The organism is Streptomyces sp. NPDC044719, from assembly GCF_056433405.1.
This window is the reverse complement of record NZ_JBWKHE010000006.1, coordinates 575568-593268: the sequence shown is the minus strand read 5'-3', so window position 1 is coordinate 593268 and position 17701 is coordinate 575568. Positions and strand designations below refer to the sequence as shown.

The following is a 17701-nucleotide window of genomic DNA, read 5'->3' as shown; positions in this document are numbered from 1 at the left end:
GTGATCAGTGCTCCTCGGTGTCCACGATGTCCTCGTGGGACAGGGCTCGGACGGTGCGGGACGGGCTGGGTCGGCCCAGGTGGGAGGCCATCCAGACGCTCGTGGCGACGAGGCGGCCGAGGTCGATTCCGGTGTCGATGCCGAGGCCCCGCAGCATCCACACGAGGTCTTCGGTGGCGAGGTTGCCGGTCGCCGACTTCGCGTACGGGCAGCCGCCCAGGCCGCCCGCCGAGGCGTCGACCGTCGTCACGCCCTGCTGGAGCGCCGCGAGCGTGTTGGCGAGGGCCTGGCCGTAGGTGTCGTGGAAGTGGACGCCGAGGGTGGTGGGCGGGATGCCCGCCTCGTCCAGCGCCGCGAGGAGGGCGACCACATGGCCGGGGGTCGCGACGCCGATGGTGTCGCCCAGGCTCAGCTCGTCGCAGCCCATGTCCACCAGGGCCCGGCAGACCTTCACCACCTGGGGGACCGGGACCGCGCCCTCCCAGGGGTCGCCGAAGCACATGGAGAGGTAGCCGCGGACATGGGCCCCGTCCGCCTTCGCGCGGGTGACGACCGGGTCGAACATCGCCAGCGCCTCGTCCACCGTGCGGTTGAGGTTGGCCTTGGCGAAGGACTCCGTGGCGCTGGCGAAGACAGCGACCCGCCGGGCGCCCAGTGCCAGGGCGCGGTCCAGGCCGCGTTCGTTCGGCACCAGGACCGGGAGGGCGGCGTCGAGGTCACCGAGCATCGGGAACAGCTGCTCCGCGTCCGCCAGTTGGGGGACCCACTTGGGGTGGACGAAGCTCGTCGCCTCGATGGTCGTCAGGCCCGCGGCGGCCAGGCGGTGGATGAACTCCGCCTTGATCTCCGTGGGGACCGTCGCCTTCTCGTTCTGCAGGCCGTCGCGGGCGCCGACCTCGTGGATGAGGACGCGGGAGGGGAGGTCCACGGCCGGGACCGTCATCGGCAGAGCGTCGGACGTCATCACTCCGCCTCCTCGTGGGGTGCGATGACCGCCAGGACCTGGTCCATGGCGACCGTCGAGCCCGGCGCCACGTCCAGCTCCGTGACCTTGCCGGCGTGTGGGGCGGAGATGACGTGCTCCATCTTCATCGCCTCGACGACCAGCAGGCTCTGGCCCGCCGTCACCTCGTCGCCGGTGGCGACCTTCACCACCGTCACCGTGCCGGGCATGGGCGCGGTGAGGGATTCGGCGCCCGCGTGGGCCGCGCGGCTGAGCGACGCCGCCACCGGGTCGTGGTCGCGCACGTGCCAGGCGTCGCCGTCCCGGCCGAGCCAGTCGGCGGCACGGTGGAAGGTGTGGCGGACGCCGTCCAGCGTGACGGAGACCCGGTCGCCGGTGACCGTGGCGGTGCCGCGCGGGGTGTACTCCAGGGGGTCCTGGACGCGCAGGGGGAAGGCGGGCGGTTTCCGGGTCCCGCCGAGCCGCCAGCCGGTGGGCTGGGAGAAGGGGTCCGTCCAGCCGCCCGGTTCGGGCGTCAGGGCGTCCAGGCGTACGGCCGCCGCCGCCTCGTAGACCTCCTCCGGTACGTCCGGGGGGATCAGCCCCTCGACCTCGCGCTCGACCAGGCCGGTGTCCATGTCGCCCGCGACGACCGCCGGGTGGGCGAGCAGACGGCGCAGGAACCCGGCGTTCGTCTGCACGCCGAGGGTGACCGTCTCCGCCAGGGCCGAGCGGAGTCTGCGCAGGGCGGTCGCGCGGTCGGGGCCGTACGCGATGACCTTGGAGAGCATCGGGTCGTAGAGGCTGCCGACCTCCGTGCCCTCGGTGAGGCCCGAGTCGGTGCGGACGCCGTCGCCCTGTGGTTCGCGGAGCCGCAGGATCGTGCCGCCGGAGGGGAGGAAGCCGCGGGCCGGATCCTCGGCGCAGATGCGGGCCTCCACCGCGTGGCCGGTCAGGGTCACGTCCTCCTGGGCGAAGCCGAGAGGCTCGCCGGCCGCGACCCGCAGCTGCCACTCGACCAGGTCCAGGCCGGTGATGAACTCCGTGACCGGGTGTTCCACCTGGAGGCGGGTGTTCATCTCCATGAAGTAGTACGAGGACGGGTCGGCGCCGTTGACGATGAACTCCACCGTGCCCGCGCCCCGGTAGCCGCAGGAGCGGGCCGCCTGGACCGCCGCCTCGCCCATCGCGGAGCGGGTCTCCTCGTCGAGGAGGACGCTCGGCGCCTCCTCGATGATCTTCTGGTGACGGCGCTGGAGGGAGCACTCGCGCTCCCCGAGGTGCACGACGTGGCCGTGGCCGTCGGCCAGGACCTGGATCTCGATGTGCCGGGGGCGGTCGATCCAGCGCTCGACGAGGAGTGTGTCGTCGCCGAAGGATGCGCGGGCCTCGCGGCGGGCCGACGCGATCTCCTCCTCCAGCCGGGTCAGGTCCCGCACCAGCCGCATGCCCTTGCCGCCGCCGCCCGCGCTCGGCTTCAGCAGCACGGGCGCACCCAGTTCACGGGCCGCCTCGGCCAGGTCCGGGTCCCGTCCGCCCGGCACCACCGGGACTCCGGCCGCCTGGACCGTCTCCTTGGCGCGGATCTTGTCGCCCATCAGCGAGATCGCGTCCGCGGGAGGGCCGATGAAGACCAGGCCGGCCTCGGCGCACGCGTGCGCGAAGGCGGCGTTCTCGGCGAGGAAGCCGTAGCCGGGGTGGACGGCCTGGGCGCCCGTGCGGGCGGCGGCCTCCAGCAGGTGCTCCGCCGACAGGTAGCTCATCGACGCCGGGGCCGGTCCGATCCGGACCGCCGTGTCCGCCTCGCGGACATGCCGGGCGTCGGCGTCCGCGTCGGAGAAGACGGCCACCGAGCGCACGCCCATCGAACGCAGCGTCCGGATGACGCGTACGGCGATCTCGCCCCGGTTGGCCACAAGCACTGTCTCGAACATCGTCGTCCGTCCCCTCACATCCGGAAGACGCCGAACTGGGGGTCACCCAGGGGCGCGTTGGCGCACGCGGTCAGGGCCAGGCCCAGGACCTGACGGGTGTCCAGCGGGTCGATCACGCCGTCGTCCCAGAGGCGGGCCGTCGCGTAGTAGGCATTGCCCTGGCGCTCGTACTGGGCGCGGATCGGGGCCTTGAAAGCGTCCTCGTCCTCCGCGGGCCAGGCCTCGCCACGCCCCTCCATCTGGTCGCGCTTGACGGTCGCGAGGACCGAGGCGGCCTGCTCGCCGCCCATGACTGAGATCTTGGCGTTCGGCCACATCCACAGGAAGCGGGGGGAGTACGCCCTGCCGCACATGGAGTAGTTCCCCGCGCCGTAGGAGCCGCCCACCACGACCGTCAGCTTCGGGACCCGGGTGCAGGCCACCGCCGTGACCATCTTGGCGCCGTGCTTGGCGATGCCGCCCGCCTCGTAGTCCTTGCCGACCATGAAGCCGGAGATGTTCTGGAGGAAGACGAGGGGGATGCCGCGCTGGTCGCACAGCTCGATGAAGTGGGCGCCCTTCTGGGCGGACTCGGAGAACAGGATGCCGTTGTTGGCGACGATGCCCACCGGGTGGCCGTGGATCCGGGCGAAGCCGGTGACCAGGGTCTGGCCGAACTCGGACTTGAACTCGGCGAACCGGGAGCCGTCGACGACCCGGGCGATGATCTCGCGTACGTCGTAGGGGGTACGGGAGTCGACCGGGACCGCGCCGTAGAGGCTCTGCGGGTCGACCTTGGGCTCCGTCGCCTCCGTGACCTCCCAGGGGAGCGTCCCGCGCGCGGGGAGGGTGGAGACGATGGTGCGGACGATGCGCAGGGCGTGCGCGTCGTTCTCCGCGAGGTGGTCGGTGACGCCCGAGACGCGGGAGTGGACCTCGCCGCCGCCCAGTTCCTCCGCCGTGACGACCTCGCCGGTGGCCGCCTTCACCAGGGGCGGGCCGCCCAGGAAGATCGTGCCCTGGCCGCGGACGATCACCGCCTCGTCGCTCATCGCCGGGACGTACGCCCCGCCGGCCGTGCAGGAGCCGAGGACGGCGGCGATCTGGGGGATGCCGGCACCGGACATACGGGCCTGGTTGTAGAAGATCCGGCCGAAGTGGTCCCGGTCGGGGAAGACCTCGTCCTGCATGGGGAGGAAGGCGCCGCCGGAGTCCACGAGGTAGACACAGGGGAGGCGGTTGTCGAGGGCGACCTCCTGGGCGCGGAGGTGCTTCTTGACCGTCATCGGGTAGTACGTGCCGCCCTTGACCGTGGCGTCGTTGGCGATGATCACCGTTTCGCGGCCGCTGACCCGGCCGATGCCGGCGATGACACCGGCGGCCGGGGCCTGGTCCTCGTACATCCCGTCGGCCGCGAGCGGGGCCAGCTCCAGGAACGGCGAGCCCGGGTCGAGGAGGGTGTCGACGCGGTCGCGGGGGAGCAGCTTGCCGCGCGCGGTGTGGCGGGCGCGGGCCCTCTCACCCCCGCCCCCGGCTGCTCCGGCGAGCTTGGCGCGCAGCTCGTCGACGAGGGCGCGGTGTGCCTCCTCGTTGGCCCGAAAGGGCTCCGACGCGGGATCCGCCGCGCTCGTGAGCTCCGGTGCCTCGTACATCCTGCGGGTCCCCTCACCTTGTTAATGAGCGTTAACGCATTTCCTTCAGGTTAACGACCGCTAACCTCCCTGTCTAGAATTGTTTTCATGGCAACCAGGACCGACGCACCCACCCGCCGCGAGCAGATCCTCAAGGAGGCCGCCCGGCTGTTCGCCGAGCGGGGCTTCCACGGGGTCGGAGTCGACGAGATAGGTGCCGCGGTGGGGATCAGCGGGCCCGGTCTCTACCGGCACTTCGCGGGCAAGGACGCGATGCTCGCGGAGCTGCTGGTGGGGATCAGCGGGCAGTTGCTGACCGGGGCGAAGCGGAGGCTGGCGGAGGCGGACGGGGAGGTCGGGGCGGAGGCGGTCCTCGACTCGCTGATCGAGGGGCATATCGACTTCGCGCTCGACGACCGTCCACTGATCACCCTGCACGACCGGGAGCTCGATCGCCTCCGGGACAGCGACCGGAAGATGGTGCGCCAGTTGCAGCGGCAGTACGTGGAGCTGTGGGTGGGAGTGGTGCGGGAGGTGTATCCCGGCCTGGGGGAGCCCGCGGCGCGGTCGGCCGTGCATTCGGTGTTCGGGTTGCTGAACTCGACGCCGCATCTGGGGAGGGCCGGGGCGCTGGCCGGGCGGGGTGCCGTGGCGGAGCTGCTGCACCGGATGGCGCGGGGGGCGTTCGCGGCGGCGGGGGAGTGAGGGTCCGCGCCCCCAGGTGCTCCCGCCCGTCGGCGTGACGAGCGTTACCCCACCCCCACCCTGGACGCTTGTTGATACTCGCCGGTATCTTTGGGTGAGCAAGCGCTTAGACATACCGAGGTCCGTGGAGGTGGCGGCGTGCGCCGTACGGTGTTCAACGAGGATCACGAGGCGTTCCGGGAGACCATCCGCGCCTTCATCGAGGCCGAGGTCGTGCCGGTGTACGACGAGTGGTTCGCTGCCGGCCAGGCGCCGCGCGACTTCTACTACAAGCTCGGCGAGCTGGGGATCTTCGGCATCAACGTGCCGGAGGAGTTCGGCGGCGCGGGCCTGGAGAGCCACAAGTTCGAGGCCGTGCTGTACGAGGAGACCGCTCGCGCCGGTGTCCAGTTCGGCGGCTCCGGCGTGCACGTGCTGCTCGCCCTGCCCTACATCAAGATGCTCGCCACCGACGAGCAGAAGAAGCGGTTCCTGCCCAAGTTCGTCTCCGGTGAGGAGATGTGGGCCATCGCGATGACCGAGCCGGGCACCGGCTCCGACCTCGCGGGCATGAAGAGCACCGCCAAGCTGAGCGAGGACGGCACGCACTACGTCCTCAACGGCGCCAAGACCTTCATCACCGGCGGCGTCCACGCCGACCGCGTGATCGTCTGCGCCCGCACCTCCGCCCCGACCGCCGAGGACCGCCGCCACGGCATCTCCCTCTTCGCCGTCGACACCAAGTCCGAGGGCTACTCCGTCGGCCGCAAGCTCGACAAGCTCGGCCTGAAGACCTCCGACACCGCCGAGCTGGCGTTCGTCGACGTCAAGGTGCCCGTCGAGGACCTCCTCGGCGAGGAGAACAAGGGCTTCTACTACCTCGGCCACAACCTGGCCTCCGAGCGCTGGGGCATCGCCTTCGGCGCCTACGCCCAGGCCAAGGCCGCCGTACGGTTCGCCAAGCAGTACGTGCAGGACCGCACCGTCTTCGGCAAGCCGGTCTCCCACTTCCAGAACACCAAGTTCGAGCTGGCCGCCTGCCAGGCCGAGGTGGACGCGGCCGAGGCCGTCGCCGACCGGGCGACCGAGGCCCTCGACGCCGGTGAGCTGACCCCCGCCGAGGCCGCCTCCGCGAAGCTCTTCTGCACCGAGGTCGCCCACCGCGTCATCGACCGCTGCCTCCAGCTGCACGGCGGCTACGGCTACATGAACGAGTACCCGATCGCCCGCCTGTACGCGGACAACCGCGTCAACCGCATCTACGGCGGCACCAGCGAGATCATGAAGTCGATCATCGCGAAGGACATGGGCCTGTAAGCCGACCGTAGTCATTGGCCGGTACAACAGTCTTATGAGTCAGGCACTACAGGACCTCCTCGATCTGCTCGACCTCGAGCAGATCGAGGAGGACATCTTCCGCGGCCGGTCCCGGTCCGCCGTCGTCCCCCGGGTCTTCGGCGGGCAGGTCGCGGCGCAGGCGCTGGTCGCCGCCGGGCGGACGGTCCCCGCGGACCGGCCCGCGCACTCCCTGCACGCGTACTTCCTGCGCCCCGGGGATCCCGGCGCGCCCATCGTCTACACCGTCGACCGGATCCGCGACGGCCGCTCCTTCACCACCCGCCGGGTGGTCGCCGTCCAGCATGGCAAGCCGATCTTCCATCTCTCGGCGTCGTTCCAGGTGTACGAGGACGGCCTGGACCATCAGGAGCCGATGCCGGCCGCGCCGGATCCCGCCACGCTGCCCACCGGTGAGGAACGGCTGCGCGGGTACGGCCATATCGACCCGGCCGTGGTGGAGAAGTTCGCGGAGGCGCGGGCGGCCGTCGATCTGCGGTACGTCGAGGAGCCGCCGTACGGGAAGTTCGGCGAGCCGCGCGAGCCGCACTCGCAGGTGTGGTTCCGGACCAACGGCAAGCTGGGCGGCGTGGTCGACGAGCCGCTGCTGCACGTCGTCCTCGCCACCTATGTCTCCGACATGACGCTGCTCGACTCCGTGCTGCTCGCGCACGGGCGCGGCGGCTGGGCCGTCGGGGACGTGGTCGGGGCCTCGCTGGACCACGCGATGTGGTTCCACCGGCCGTTCCGGGCCGACGAGTGGCTGCTCTACGACCAGGAGTCCCCGTCCGCGTACGGCGGCCGGGGACTGGGACAGGCCCGTATCTACACGCAGGACGGGCGGCTGGCCATCTCCGTGATCCAGGAGGGCGTGGTCCGCGTCCCGCGCGACCAGGGCGCTCAGGCACCGTCGTCTAGCTGAGGCCCGCCTCCGCCAGCAGGTACGCCGTCATCGGGTCGTAGTGGCGGGGGCTGACCACGTGGTCGTCGAGGGGGACCGTCACCTGCACGGTGCCCTCGGCCTCGGCGATGAACAGGGCCGGGTCGTTGCAGTCGGCGTAGCCGACGGAGTCGACGCCGTGCTGGCCCGCGTAGCCCGCCCAGCCGTGGTCGGCGACGACCAGGTCGGGCAGGGGGCGGCCCTCGCGTTCCATGGCGGTCAGGATCGCCTTCATGGGTTCGCCCGAGTGGGTGTGCCACAGGGTGGCGCCGTGCTCCAGCACCGCCACGTCCGCGAACTGCATGACGTAGCCCTCCTCGGTCGTCAGCCCCTCCGGGATGACGACGATCTCGCAGCCCGCCGCGCGCAGCGCCGACGCGGTCGCGCGGTGCACGTCCAGCAGGCCGCCGGGGTGGCCGGTGGCGAACAGCACCCGCTGCTGCCCGTCCGCCGCCTTGCGCAGGCGCCCGGCCATGCGCTCGAGCCCGGCGACGGTCAGCTCCGGGTCGATGGTGTCCTGGCCGTACCGGTGCTCGGGATCGTCGTTCACGCCCACCCGTTCCGCCATCACCGCGAGGACGTCCTGCTCGTCGGTCCAGCGGGTGCCGAGTTCCAGGCCGAGCCAGTAGTGGCGGTCGTTGTTCGCCAGCTTGCGGTAGTGGGAGAGGTTGTTCTCGCGGGGGGTGGCGACGTCGCCCGCGATGCGCGTCCTGACGAGGTGGTCGACGAGTTCGGCGCGGCTGGGTGTCCCGGGTATCGGCATGACAACCATTGTGGAGCAGCCGCCTGTGGGCGTCCCTGGCGTATCGAACGCTGGGATGTGCGTCACGTACTCAGAGGGACACCGCTCACGTACTCAGATGTGCCGTAGCGCGAACCAGAGTTCCATCCGTACGTCCGGGTCCTCGAGGTCCGTCTCCAGCAGTGTCGCGCACCGGGTGATGCGCTGGCGCACGGTGTTGCGGTGCACGGACAGGGCGACGGCCGTGCGGTCCCAACTGCCGTGCAGGGACAGCCAGGTGCGCAGGGTCTCGGTGAGCGCGGGGTGTGCCGTGACGGGGGCGAGGAGGGCGCGGGCGTGGGCCGTCGCCTCGTCGGGCGGGACCAGGTCGGCGAGGGCGGGGCGCGGGGCGTGCCGCAGCAGCGGGGTCCGGGTGGCGCGGGCCCGGGCCAGGGCGCGGGCGGCCTGGGTGTCGGCGGCGGGCCAGTCGTGCGGGGCTACGGCGGCGCTGACGCCCAGGGTCCAGCCGGGCAGCGGGTCCGGCGCCCGGTTGGCCGGGACCAGGACCCTGACGACGCCACCCGCCGGGTCGACCAGGGCGGAACCGAGCGCGGCCCCCAGCGCGGAGGCCGCGACGGCGTCCACAGCGCCCTGCCCGTCCGGCCGGGCGTGCACGACGACCCACCGCTCACCGCCGAGCAGCGGCGCGACCTCCTCGGGCGGCGCGCCCAGCAGCATCCGCACCAGCGCGGACGATCGAGCGGCTCCGGTGCCGCTCTGCTGCTCGCCCGTCAGCAGCGAGAGAAGCACGGCGGCGACGGAGACGACGGTGTGATCCCCGGGCGCTCGCTGCGGGGTCGCGACCCCGAGCACGAATCCGTGCCCGGCGCCGAGGGTGTAGGCGGCGAGGTGGGTGCCGGCGGTGGTGTCGGTGGCGGAGGTGGGGGCGGGGCGGCCGGTGTCGCCGGGTGGCTGATGGCCGGCCGGTGTGGCAGGTCCGCGGGGTGAGCGGGAGGCTGCCGCCTCGGGTTCACCTGGCCGGGGTCCGGCCGAATGCCCGCGCGATGCGGAGCCGGTCTGCGACGCCGCACCCGCCGGAGGCGCCGGCCGCACCACTCCCGCCAGTCCCGCCAGTGCCGATGCCACCTCCTCCCCGGGCCTTCGCCCCGCCCCCGCGATCTCCGCGCCCTCCGGTCCGTACAGCACCGCCCATCCGCTCAGCCGCTGGGCGAGCTGGCGGAGGACCGAGGGGACCGGGTCGGGGCGGGAGGCGGCGGAGGTGAGGCTCTGCTGGGCCTCTGTGACGCGGCGGAGTTCGGCCAGGCGGGACTGGGCCATCAGCTGCCAGACCGCGCGGGCCACGCCCGAGAAGGTGGTCTGCGGCGGCACCTCGAGCAGCGGCAGGCCGTGTGTCTCGCAGGCCGCGACCAGCGCCCTCGGCACCGTGTCGTGCACCGGCGCCACCCCGAAGCCGAGGGCCGCACCGCCCGCCGCCACGATCCGGGAGACGTACTCGTCGAAGTATGTACCTGACCCCGCCGCCTCGGGGATGTGCACGCCCGCCGTGAGCAGCAGCTCCCCGCCCAGCAGATACGGGTACGGGTCCGCCATCTCCGAGGTGTGCACCCAGTGGACGACCGTCCCGGGGTCCTCCGGACCGGCGATCCGGCGCAGGGAGAGGTCCTCCCTGGCCAGGAGGGACGTGAGGAGGACGGGGGGTGTCGGGGGGACCGCCGGGTCCGGCATGGTGTGCGTTCCCTCCATCCAGTGCCGCTCGGATGGATGAAACGTACACTTCGCAGTCGCTTTCCGGCCACCTAGTGTCAGTGCTCGTCAACCTCGTCCCCCGCGACCGAGCCCTGCGCCCTGTGCGTGCGCGAAGGAGGCCCCATGGCCGTCGACTACCTCGTGATCGTCGTCTACCTGGCCGGAATGCTGGCCATGGGCTGGTGGGGCATGCGCCGCGCCCGCTCCAAGAGCGAGTTCCTGGTGGCGGGCCGCCGGCTCGGCCCGGCCATGTACTCCGGCACCATGGCGGCGATCGTCCTCGGCGGCGCCTCCACCATCGGCGGTGTGGGGCTCGGCTACCAGTACGGCCTCTCCGGTGCCTGGATGGTCTTCACCATCGGCCTCGGCCTGCTCGCCCTGTCCGTCTTCTTCTCCGCCCGCATCGCCCGGCTGAAGGTCTACACCGTCTCCGAGATGCTCGATCTGCGCTACGGCGGCCGGGCCGGAGTGATCTCCGGCGTCGTCATGTGGGCCTACACCCTGATGCTCGCGGTGACCTCGACCATCGCGTACGCCACGATCTTCGACGTCCTGTTCGACATGAACCGCACGCTCGCGATCGTCCTCGGCGGCTCGATCGTCGTCGCGTACTCCACCCTCGGCGGGATGTGGTCGATCACCCTGACGGACATGGTGCAGTTCGTCGTGAAGACCATCGGCGTGCTGCTCCTGCTGCTGCCGATCGCCGTGGTGAAGGCCGGCGGGTTCAGCGAGATGAAGGCCCAGCTGCCCACCGAGTACTTCGACCCCCTCGGCATCGGCGGCGAGACGATCTTCACCTATGTGCTGATCTACACCTTCGGCATGCTCATCGGGCAGGACATCTGGCAGCGCGTCTTCACCGCCCGCAGCGACACGACCGCCAAGTGGGGCGGCACCGTCGCCGGCACCTACTGCCTCGCGTACGCCCTCGCCGGTGCCGTCATCGGCACCGCCGCCAAGGTGCTGTACCCGAAGCTCGGCAGCCCGGACGACGCCTTCGCGACCATAGTGAAGGAGGAACTGCCCGTCGGAGTGCGGGGGCTGGTGCTGGCCGCCGCCCTGGCCGCCGTGATGTCGACGTCCTCCGGTGCGCTGATCGCCTGCGCCACCGTCGCCAACAACGACATCTGGTCCCGGCTGCGGGGCATCGTCAAGGCGCCGGCCGAAAGCGCCGAGAACGCGGAGGAGCGCGACGAGGTGAAGGGCAACCGGGCCTTCATCCTGATCATGGGGCTCGCGGTCATCTGCACGGCCATCGCGATCGACAACGTCGTGGAGGCGCTGACCGTCGCCTACAACCTCCTCGTCGGCGGTCTGCTCGTGCCGATCCTCGGCGGCCTGGTGTGGAAGCGGGGCACGGTCTACGGCGCCCTCGCCTCCGTCGTGGTCGGCGGCCTCGCGGTCGTCGCCCTGATGGCGACGTACGGCATCCTCGCCAACGAGCCCGTCTACTACGGGCTGCTCGCCTCGCTCGCCGCCTATCTGGCCGTCTCCTTCGCCACCCCGGCCACCGACGCCGCCGTCCTCGCCGCCTGGCGCGAGCGCCTCGCGGGACGGGCACCCGAAACCGAGCCCGAACTCGCGTCCGAACCGGCCGCGACTCCCCGGTAAGGTCATAAGGCAAGCAGTACATACGCGATGAAGCGTAGGAAAGAGAGCATTTCTTCATGAGCAGCAACGAGACTCCCCGCGGGCCCGTCGACTCCTCCCGTGTGCCGCGGTACGCGGGTCCCGCGACCTTCGCCCGGCTTCCCCGGCTGGACGAGGTCGGCGGACGGGCCGATGTCGCCGTGGTGGGCGTGCCGTTCGACTCGGGTGTCTCGTACCGGCCGGGCGCCCGCTTCGGCGGCAACGCGATCCGCGAGGCGTCCCGGCTGCTGCGCCCGTACAACCCGGCGCAGGACGCCTCACCCTTCGCCCTCGCGCAGGTGGCGGACGGCGGCGACATCGCCGTGAACCCGTTCAACATCAACGAGGCCGTCGAGACCGTCGAGGCGGCCGCCGACGACCTGCTCGGCACCGGCGCCCGGCTGATGACCCTCGGCGGCGACCACACCATCGCGCTGCCCCTGCTGCGCTCGGTGGCGAAGAAGCACGGCCCGGTGGCCCTGCTGCACTTCGACGCCCACCTCGACACCTGGGACACCTACTTCGGCGCCGAGTACACCCACGGCACCCCTTTCCGGCGCGCGGTGGAGGAGGGCATCCTCGACACCTCCGCGCTGTCCCACGTCGGCACCCGCGGCCCGCTCTACGGCAAGCAGGACCTGACCGACGACGAGAAGATGGGCTTCGGCATCGTCACCTCGGCGGACGTCTACCGGCGCGGCGCCGACGAGGTCGCCGACCAGCTCCGCCAGCGCATCGGCGACCGGCCGCTGTACATCTCCATCGACATCGACTGCCTCGACCCGGCCCACGCGCCCGGCACCGGCACGCCCGAGGCCGGCGGCATGACCTCGCGCGAACTGCTGGAGATCCTGCGCGGGCTGGCCTCCTGCAACCTGGTCTCCGCGGACGTCGTCGAGGTGGCCCCCGCGTACGATCACGCCGAGATCACGTCGGTGGCCGCGTCCCACACGGCGTACGAACTGACCACGATCATGTCCCGCCAGATCGCCGCGGCCCGGAAGGACTCGGAAGCGAAGTGACTCACGACCACGACCTGGTGCTCCGCGCGACGCCCGCCCAGACGGAGGCCGCCCTCAACCCTCCACCCGGCCGCAACGGCGGAGACCTGGTCGTGGAGACGCTGGCCGCGCTGGGCGCGACGACCGTCTTCGGTCTGCCCGGCCAGCACGCGCTCGGCATGTTCGACGCACTGCGCCGCTCGGACCTCAGGTACATCGGCCTGCGCGTGGAGAACAACGCCGGGTTCGCGGCCGACGCCTACGGCCGGATCACGGGCGAGGCCGCGCCCCTGCTGCTGTCGACGGGGCCGGGCGCCCTGACCTCCCTGGCCGCGCTCCAGGAGGCGGCGGCCGCCTCCGCGCCGGTGCTGGCGATCAGCAGCCAGATCCCGAGGGCGGGCCTGGGCGGCGGCCGGCACGGCTATCTGCACGAACTGCCCGACCAGGCGGCCTCGTTCCGGGGTGTCGTGAAGTCGGTCCACACCGTCCGCACCCAGTCGCAGATCCCGTCCGCGATCGAGGCTGCCTGGAAGTCGGCGCTGTCGGCCCCGCACGGCCCGGTGTGGGTGGAGATCCCGCAGGACGTGCTGCTCGCCGAGACGGCGATCCCGGTGGTCACGGGCGGCGACGCCTTCCCCGAGGAGCTGCCGCCGCGCCCCGAACTGACCGCCTTGGCCGCCCACTTGCTGTCCCATGCCGAGCGCCCGGCGATCATCGCCGGCGGCGGAGTCGTACGGGCGGACGCCTCGGGCAAGCTGAAGCAACTGGCGGAGCGGCTCCAGGCGCCGGTCGTGACGACCCCCGGCGGCAAGGGCGCCTTCCCCTGGAAGCACCCGCTGTCGCTCCAGTCCTGGATCGAGGACCGGCACACCACGGACTTCCTCGAGGACGCGGACGTCCTCCTGGTGGTCGGCTCGGGACTCGGTGAACTCTCCTCGAACTACCACACGTTCAAGCCGCGCGGCCGGGTCGTCCAGATCGAGGCCGACCTCGGCAAGCTGGAGTCCAACCACCCGGCCCTGGGCATCCACGCGGACGCCCGCCTCGCCTTGCAGGCACTGCTGGAGACGGTGTCCGAACGCCAGGACCAGGGGGCCCCGGAGCGTGTACGCGAGGTGCTCGGGAAGGTCGCCGAGCGCATCGCCGCCCAGGAACTGACCCTTGAACAGGACGTGCTGGCGTCCGTCCGCAGGGCGCTCCCCGCTGACTCCCCGTCCTTCTGGGACATGACGATCCTCGCGTACTGGGCCTGGTCGGCCTTCGACGCCAAGGGCCCCAACCACATGCACTCCGCCCAGGGCGCTGGCGGCCTCGGCTACGGATTCCCGGCGGCACTCGGCGCCGCGGCGGCCGACCCGACCCGGCCGGTCCTCGCGGTCTCCGGCGACGGCGGCGCCCTGTACTCGATCGCCGAGCTGGCGACGGCCCGCCAGTACGGCCTGAACGTCACCTGGCTGATCGTCGACGACGGCGGCTACGGCATCCTGCGCGAGTACATGAGCGACGCGTTCGGCGAGGCGACCGCGACGGAACTGACCCGGCCCGACTATGTGGCACTGGCGGAGTCCTTCGGCGTCCCCGGGGTCCGTACGACCCCTCAGACCCTGGAGCAGGACCTCGCGAAGGCACTCGCCTCGCCCGGTCCCTCGGTGGTGCTGCTCCCGGCCGTGCTGCGGATGTTCGCGCCGACGCACCTGGGCTGACCGGCCGGTTCCGGGCCCTGTCTCTTCGCTCCTCACATGAGCCGCACAGGACGGGGCACCTGTGCTTCAGTCGACAGTGAAGGGAGCCGATCATGGTAGTCGCCGCCGTCATCGCCGTGTGTGTGGTCCTGGCCGTCCTGGCCTTCCTCGTGCCCCGTCTCTCCCGCCACCCCGAACGCGGCACACAGCGTACGCTCGGGGCCGGAGCGCGGGCCGGTGGCAAGGCGCCCGGCGTTCTGGGCCGGCTCTTCAGCAAGCCCTTCCACACCAGCTCGCGCGCGGTGAGCCGCAGCGGTTCCGCGGGTCGCCGTTCGCGCGGCCGCATGCCCTTCTGACCGACGGTGGGGGCCGAGCGGGGAGCACGGTGATGAACACCGAAGACACCGAAGACACCGAAGAAACCGAGGACACCGAGGACACCGAGGACACCCGAGGCGCGGACAGACTGCTGGACGGGCTGACCGTGGATTCCAGCCGGCGGGAGCGGCCCATCGTGCTGGACGCGGAGGGGCGTCCCATCCGGACGTGGCAGGAGAACCATCCGTACGACCGCAAGGTGGGCCGCAAGGAGTACGAGCGGACCAAGCGCGTCCTGCAGATCGAGCTGCTCAAGCTCCAGCGGTGGGTCAAGGACACCGGCGCACGCGTGGTCGTCGTGTGCGAGGGGCGTGACGCGGCGGGCAAGGGCGGCACGATCCAGCGGCTGACCGAGCGGCTCAACCCGCGCGGCGCACGTGTGGTCGCCCTGGACAAGCCCACTGAGCGCGAGACGGGCCAGTGGTACTTCCAGCGGTACATCGCGCAGCTGCCGACGGCCGGGGAGATCGTCCTGTTCGACCGCTCCTGGTACAACCGGGCCGGCGTGGAGCGCGTGATGGGATTCTGCTCCAAGGACGAGTACGAGCTGTTCCTCGACCAGTGCCCGGCCTTCGAGCGGATGCTGGTCGACGACGGCATCGTGCTGGTGAAGTTCTGGTTCTCCGTGTCCCGCTCCGAGCAGCGCACGCGCTTCGCGATCCGGCAGGTCGACCCGGTGCGCCAGTGGAAGCTCTCGCCCACCGACCTGGCCTCGCTGGACCTCTGGGACGACTACACCGAGGCGAAGGTCGACATGTTCCGCGCCACGGACACCGAGCACGCCCCCTGGACCGTCGTCAAGAGCAACGACAAGAGACGCGCCCGGCTGGAGACCATGCGCAGTCTGCTGTCGCGCATCGACTACGCCAGCAAGGACCGCGAGGCGGTCGGCACGCCAGACCCCCTGATCGTCGGCGCCGCCGACACCCTTCTGGAGCCCGGCGAGGAGGACACGACACTGTCACCCACTCCGCTGTCCCCGGGCGCCGACGGGCCCGGCAAGCACCCCGGGACCGGCTGACACTCACTCACCGGGGCCGGCGCCGGCCCCGGTGTCGGCGGGGCGGAAGCACGCGGTCACCGTCTTGCCGTGCCGCTGGCACCTCATCCCCCACTCGTCGGCGAGCTTGCGCACGATGGCCACTCCACGGCCGCCGACATCCCCCGGCTCGGCTTCGCGCCCGCGCGGCAGCGTCGGATCCTCGTCGTGGACGCTCACGTGGAGGCAGTCACCGTCCCACGTGAGGACCAGGTGCGCGTCGCTGTGCGCGTGGATGTGAGCGTTGGTGATCAGCTCGGACACGGCCAGCACGACGGCGTCCACCGTGTCCGGCTCGGCAGCGGCCCAGGGCAGGGACGCGAGCCGCTCGCGTGTCCACTGCCGCCCGGCGCGCACTCCCTCGGACATGGGAAACGAGTGCGCCCACCCCATCGCCTTCACCGCCACCGCCCCGACCTCCCGTTTTCGACCGCACAGCAGCTCGTTCCTGGACCGGGTACCCGGCGCCCGCGGCAACAGACCTGCGGGCGCCGGGTCTTGAACGCGGCCTAGAGGCCGTCGCGGACCATCGCGGCGACGATGTGGACGTGTCGGTCGGCCGCCGTGGCCGACCACTCGTTGTCGTAGTTCAGTCCGTAGGGCCAGAAGTGCCCGCCGCCGGTGGAGATCTTGGCGCCGGAGCCGTCGTACTGCCTGACGAGGGCGGTGGCCTGTCCGCCGGTCCAGGTGCCGCTGCCGCCGAGGCGGGACCAGCCCGAGCTCGTGCCCACGCCGATGGTGTGGGAGATCTCGTGCAGGGCCGTCCGCTCGTTCATGTAGCTGCGGTTGCTGCCGAAGCGGATCGTCCCGTTGATGTTGCCGTCGGCGGTGGGGACGCCCGGCTCGTAGCGGACGGTGAGGGTCTTGCCCAGGTCACTGAGGTTGTTGTACCGGGCCACGGCCGCGTTCATGGCCTTGGTGATCAGGTCGTAGGCCGTGCGCTGGTCCGCGGTGGGGTTGCTCGCGCGGACGAGGGACCAGGTGATGGTGGCCGCCGCCGCGCGGTCGCGTGCCGGGGCGGGGGCCGAGGTGGTCTGCGGGGTGGCGGCCTGGGCGACGACTCCGGGGCCGGCCAGCAGCGCGGCGGCCAGGGCGGCGACGACTGCCTTGCGTGGGCTCATGGGGGATCCTCCTGTGGGGGTGGCCGTGACGCGTGTGGGGCGAAACCTCGTACGGCGTTCGGGATCTCGGACATGCGGGACCGCTGGCGGCATCAGGTCGAAATGGACGAACTCTCTTCCGAACTCTCTTCGCTGACACGGCAGTTGGCGCGCTGTCGACCGCAAGTATCCCGATGGGAAAGACGGCGTCAAGAGTTCCCGCAGTGGTCAGTGGAACCAGAAGAGGAGCGTGTCCGGGTTCGTCCCGAGCTTCCGCGCACTCTCCCACTCCTCCGCCTCGAACCGCATGACCTCGGCGAACCGGCGGGCCGCGTCGCGGTATCCGGGATCGAGACGGTCGAGCACGGCCGCGTAGGCGTCTGCGAGGGCCGCGGCCCGCTGGGCCGGCAGGGTCCCGATGGCCGGCACCGCGTCCCCGGGGCCGGGGAGGCGCAGCGGCGGGCCGCTGAACAGGAACGTGCCGGGGAGCAGATCGGACGGTACGCCGTGCCGGGCCAGTTCGTCGTCCATGGAGTAGAACCACGAAGGCCGCCGCCATGCCCCGAGGTCGGTAGGGTCGGAGAAGTGCGCCGCGACGGCCTGGTAGAAGGCGTAGCTGTACGAGGGGCAGAGGTCGGCGCTCGGGGTGCCCTCGATCAGCTCCTCCAGGGCCTGGGCGATGGAGACGTCGAGGTCGATGCCCTGCTCCCGGAACCGGACGTCGGTCCGCTCGCACTCCGTACGCACCCGGGCGAGCGTGCGCTCCTGCCCCTCGGTCCGCTCCACCGCGGTGAGCAGCCGCACCACCGTCCGCATGTCGCCGGTGCTCATCTCCAGGCAGTGGCCCACGCCTGCGTTTCCCTTCACCCGTTCGCCGGAACTCGGTGTCCAACGGAACTCGGTGTCCATGATCGGGGACAGGGGAACGGCCCCTG

At 71.6% G+C, this 17701-nt stretch carries 16 protein-coding genes; 8 read left to right on the top strand and 8 right to left on the bottom strand.

The window, feature by feature from the left end; genetic code table 11:
- Positions 1 to 4: 4 nt before the first annotated feature.
- Genes AC07DF_RS26235 through AC07DF_RS26225 form a run of 3 tightly spaced genes read right to left on the bottom strand, consistent with a single transcriptional unit; the run spans position 5 to position 4508 of the window.
- Positions 5 to 964, bottom strand: coding sequence for a hydroxymethylglutaryl-CoA lyase (locus AC07DF_RS26235; RefSeq protein WP_478976050.1), 960 nt, complete (start codon positions 962 to 964; stop codon positions 5 to 7).
- The gene (locus AC07DF_RS26230) at positions 964 to 2877 is read right to left on the bottom strand and encodes an acetyl/propionyl/methylcrotonyl-CoA carboxylase subunit alpha (RefSeq protein ID WP_478976047.1); all 1914 of its coding nucleotides are present in this window, start codon (positions 2875 to 2877) and stop codon (positions 964 to 966) included. The genes AC07DF_RS26235 and AC07DF_RS26230 overlap by 1 nt, the downstream gene beginning before the upstream one ends.
- A 14-nt stretch (positions 2878 to 2891) precedes the next feature.
- Positions 2892 to 4508 carry a carboxyl transferase domain-containing protein gene (locus tag AC07DF_RS26225; protein WP_478976044.1) on the bottom strand — a complete coding sequence of 539 codons (1617 nt, stop codon included), beginning with the start codon at positions 4506 to 4508 and terminating at the stop codon, positions 2892 to 2894.
- An 87-nt stretch (positions 4509 to 4595) separates the two neighbouring features.
- Here AC07DF_RS26225 and AC07DF_RS26220 point away from each other — a divergent pair, with 87 nt between their 5' ends.
- From AC07DF_RS26220 to AC07DF_RS26210, 3 genes are all read left to right on the top strand, one after another.
- Positions 4596 to 5192, top strand: a complete 597-nt coding sequence (locus AC07DF_RS26220) for an SACE_7040 family transcriptional regulator (protein ID WP_478976041.1) — start codon at positions 4596 to 4598, stop codon at positions 5190 to 5192.
- Positions 5193 to 5330: 138 nt separating this feature from the next.
- Complete coding sequence (locus AC07DF_RS26215; RefSeq protein WP_478976038.1) at positions 5331 to 6488, top strand: acyl-CoA dehydrogenase family protein; 1158 nt, start codon at positions 5331 to 5333, stop codon at positions 6486 to 6488.
- A gap of 34 nt (positions 6489 to 6522) precedes the next feature.
- Positions 6523 to 7428 carry an acyl-CoA thioesterase gene (locus tag AC07DF_RS26210; RefSeq protein ID WP_478976035.1) on the top strand — a complete coding sequence of 302 codons (906 nt, stop codon included), beginning with the start codon at positions 6523 to 6525 and terminating at the stop codon, positions 7426 to 7428.
- Here the strand turns inward: AC07DF_RS26210 and AC07DF_RS26205 are convergent.
- Positions 7421 to 8209, bottom strand: a complete 789-nt coding sequence (locus AC07DF_RS26205) for a phosphatase (protein WP_261683623.1) — start codon at positions 8207 to 8209, stop codon at positions 7421 to 7423. The two genes, AC07DF_RS26210 and AC07DF_RS26205, sit on opposite strands and share 8 nt — an antisense overlap.
- 93 nt (positions 8210 to 8302) lie before the next feature.
- Positions 8303 to 9913, bottom strand: a complete 1611-nt coding sequence (locus AC07DF_RS26200; RefSeq protein ID WP_478976030.1) for a PucR family transcriptional regulator — start codon at positions 9911 to 9913, stop codon at positions 8303 to 8305.
- 144 nt (positions 9914 to 10057) lie between these two features.
- Here AC07DF_RS26200 and AC07DF_RS26195 point away from each other — a divergent pair, with 144 nt between their 5' ends.
- From AC07DF_RS26195 to ppk2, 5 genes are all read left to right on the top strand, one after another.
- Complete coding sequence (locus AC07DF_RS26195; RefSeq protein ID WP_478976027.1) at positions 10058 to 11548, top strand: sodium:solute symporter family protein; 1491 nt, start codon at positions 10058 to 10060, stop codon at positions 11546 to 11548.
- A 56-nt stretch (positions 11549 to 11604) separates the two neighbouring features.
- Positions 11605 to 12588, top strand: a complete 984-nt coding sequence (gene speB / locus AC07DF_RS26190) for an agmatinase (RefSeq protein WP_003990417.1) — start codon at positions 11605 to 11607, stop codon at positions 12586 to 12588.
- Positions 12585 to 14270: a thiamine pyrophosphate-binding protein gene (locus tag AC07DF_RS26185; RefSeq protein WP_478976023.1), complete on the top strand. Its 1686-nt coding sequence runs from the start codon at positions 12585 to 12587 to the stop codon at positions 14268 to 14270. Before speB ends, AC07DF_RS26185 begins: the two co-directional genes overlap by 4 nt.
- 92 nt (positions 14271 to 14362) lie before the next feature.
- Positions 14363 to 14605, top strand: coding sequence for a DUF6411 family protein (locus tag AC07DF_RS26180; protein WP_478976020.1), 243 nt, complete (start codon positions 14363 to 14365; stop codon positions 14603 to 14605).
- 32 nt (positions 14606 to 14637) lie between these two features.
- Entirely contained in the window at positions 14638 to 15648 is a 1011-nt protein-coding gene (gene ppk2, locus AC07DF_RS26175; RefSeq protein WP_478976017.1) for a polyphosphate kinase 2, read from the top strand.
- 3 nt (positions 15649 to 15651) lie between these two features.
- Here the strand turns inward: ppk2 and AC07DF_RS26170 are convergent, their stop codons facing one another.
- From AC07DF_RS26170 to AC07DF_RS26160, 3 genes are all read right to left on the bottom strand, one after another.
- Complete coding sequence (locus AC07DF_RS26170) at positions 15652 to 16074, bottom strand: ATP-binding protein (RefSeq protein WP_478976014.1); 423 nt, start codon at positions 16072 to 16074, stop codon at positions 15652 to 15654.
- A gap of 101 nt (positions 16075 to 16175) precedes the next feature.
- Entirely contained in the window at positions 16176 to 16787 is a 612-nt protein-coding gene (locus tag AC07DF_RS26165) for a hypothetical protein (protein ID WP_478976011.1), read from the bottom strand.
- A gap of 207 nt (positions 16788 to 16994) precedes the next feature.
- The gene (locus AC07DF_RS26160) at positions 16995 to 17675 is read right to left on the bottom strand and encodes a DUF7691 family protein (protein ID WP_478976008.1); all 681 of its coding nucleotides are present in this window, start codon (positions 17673 to 17675) and stop codon (positions 16995 to 16997) included.
- Positions 17676 to 17701: the final 26 nt, after the last annotated feature.

Bases quoted from the DNA above. Each gene is read 5' to 3' on its own strand.
- AC07DF_RS26220 (WP_478976041.1), top strand. From the start codon at position 4,596: ATGGCAACCAGGACCGACGCACCCACCCGCCGCGAGCAGATCCTCAAG.
- speB (WP_003990417.1), top strand. From the start codon at position 11,605: ATGAGCAGCAACGAGACTCCCCGCGGGCCCGTCGACTCCTCCCGTGTG.
- ppk2 (WP_478976017.1), top strand. From the start codon at position 14,638: ATGAACACCGAAGACACCGAAGACACCGAAGAAACCGAGGACACCGAG.
- AC07DF_RS26200 (WP_478976030.1), bottom strand. From the start codon at position 9,913: ATGCCGGACCCGGCGGTCCCCCCGACACCCCCCGTCCTCCTCACGTCC.
- AC07DF_RS26230 (WP_478976047.1), bottom strand. From the start codon at position 2,877: ATGTTCGAGACAGTGCTTGTGGCCAACCGGGGCGAGATCGCCGTACGC.
- AC07DF_RS26205 (WP_261683623.1), bottom strand. From the start codon at position 8,209: ATGCCGATACCCGGGACACCCAGCCGCGCCGAACTCGTCGACCACCTC.
- AC07DF_RS26180 (WP_478976020.1), top strand. From the start codon at position 14,363: ATGGTAGTCGCCGCCGTCATCGCCGTGTGTGTGGTCCTGGCCGTCCTG.
- AC07DF_RS26210 (WP_478976035.1), top strand. From the start codon at position 6,523: ATGAGTCAGGCACTACAGGACCTCCTCGATCTGCTCGACCTCGAGCAG.
- AC07DF_RS26225 (WP_478976044.1), bottom strand. From the start codon at position 4,508: ATGTACGAGGCACCGGAGCTCACGAGCGCGGCGGATCCCGCGTCGGAG.
- AC07DF_RS26235 (WP_478976050.1), bottom strand. From the start codon at position 964: ATGACGTCCGACGCTCTGCCGATGACGGTCCCGGCCGTGGACCTCCCC.
- AC07DF_RS26165 (WP_478976011.1), bottom strand. From the start codon at position 16,787: ATGAGCCCACGCAAGGCAGTCGTCGCCGCCCTGGCCGCCGCGCTGCTG.
- AC07DF_RS26160 (WP_478976008.1), bottom strand. From the start codon at position 17,675: ATGGACACCGAGTTCCGTTGGACACCGAGTTCCGGCGAACGGGTGAAG.
- AC07DF_RS26195 (WP_478976027.1), top strand. From the start codon at position 10,058: ATGGCCGTCGACTACCTCGTGATCGTCGTCTACCTGGCCGGAATGCTG.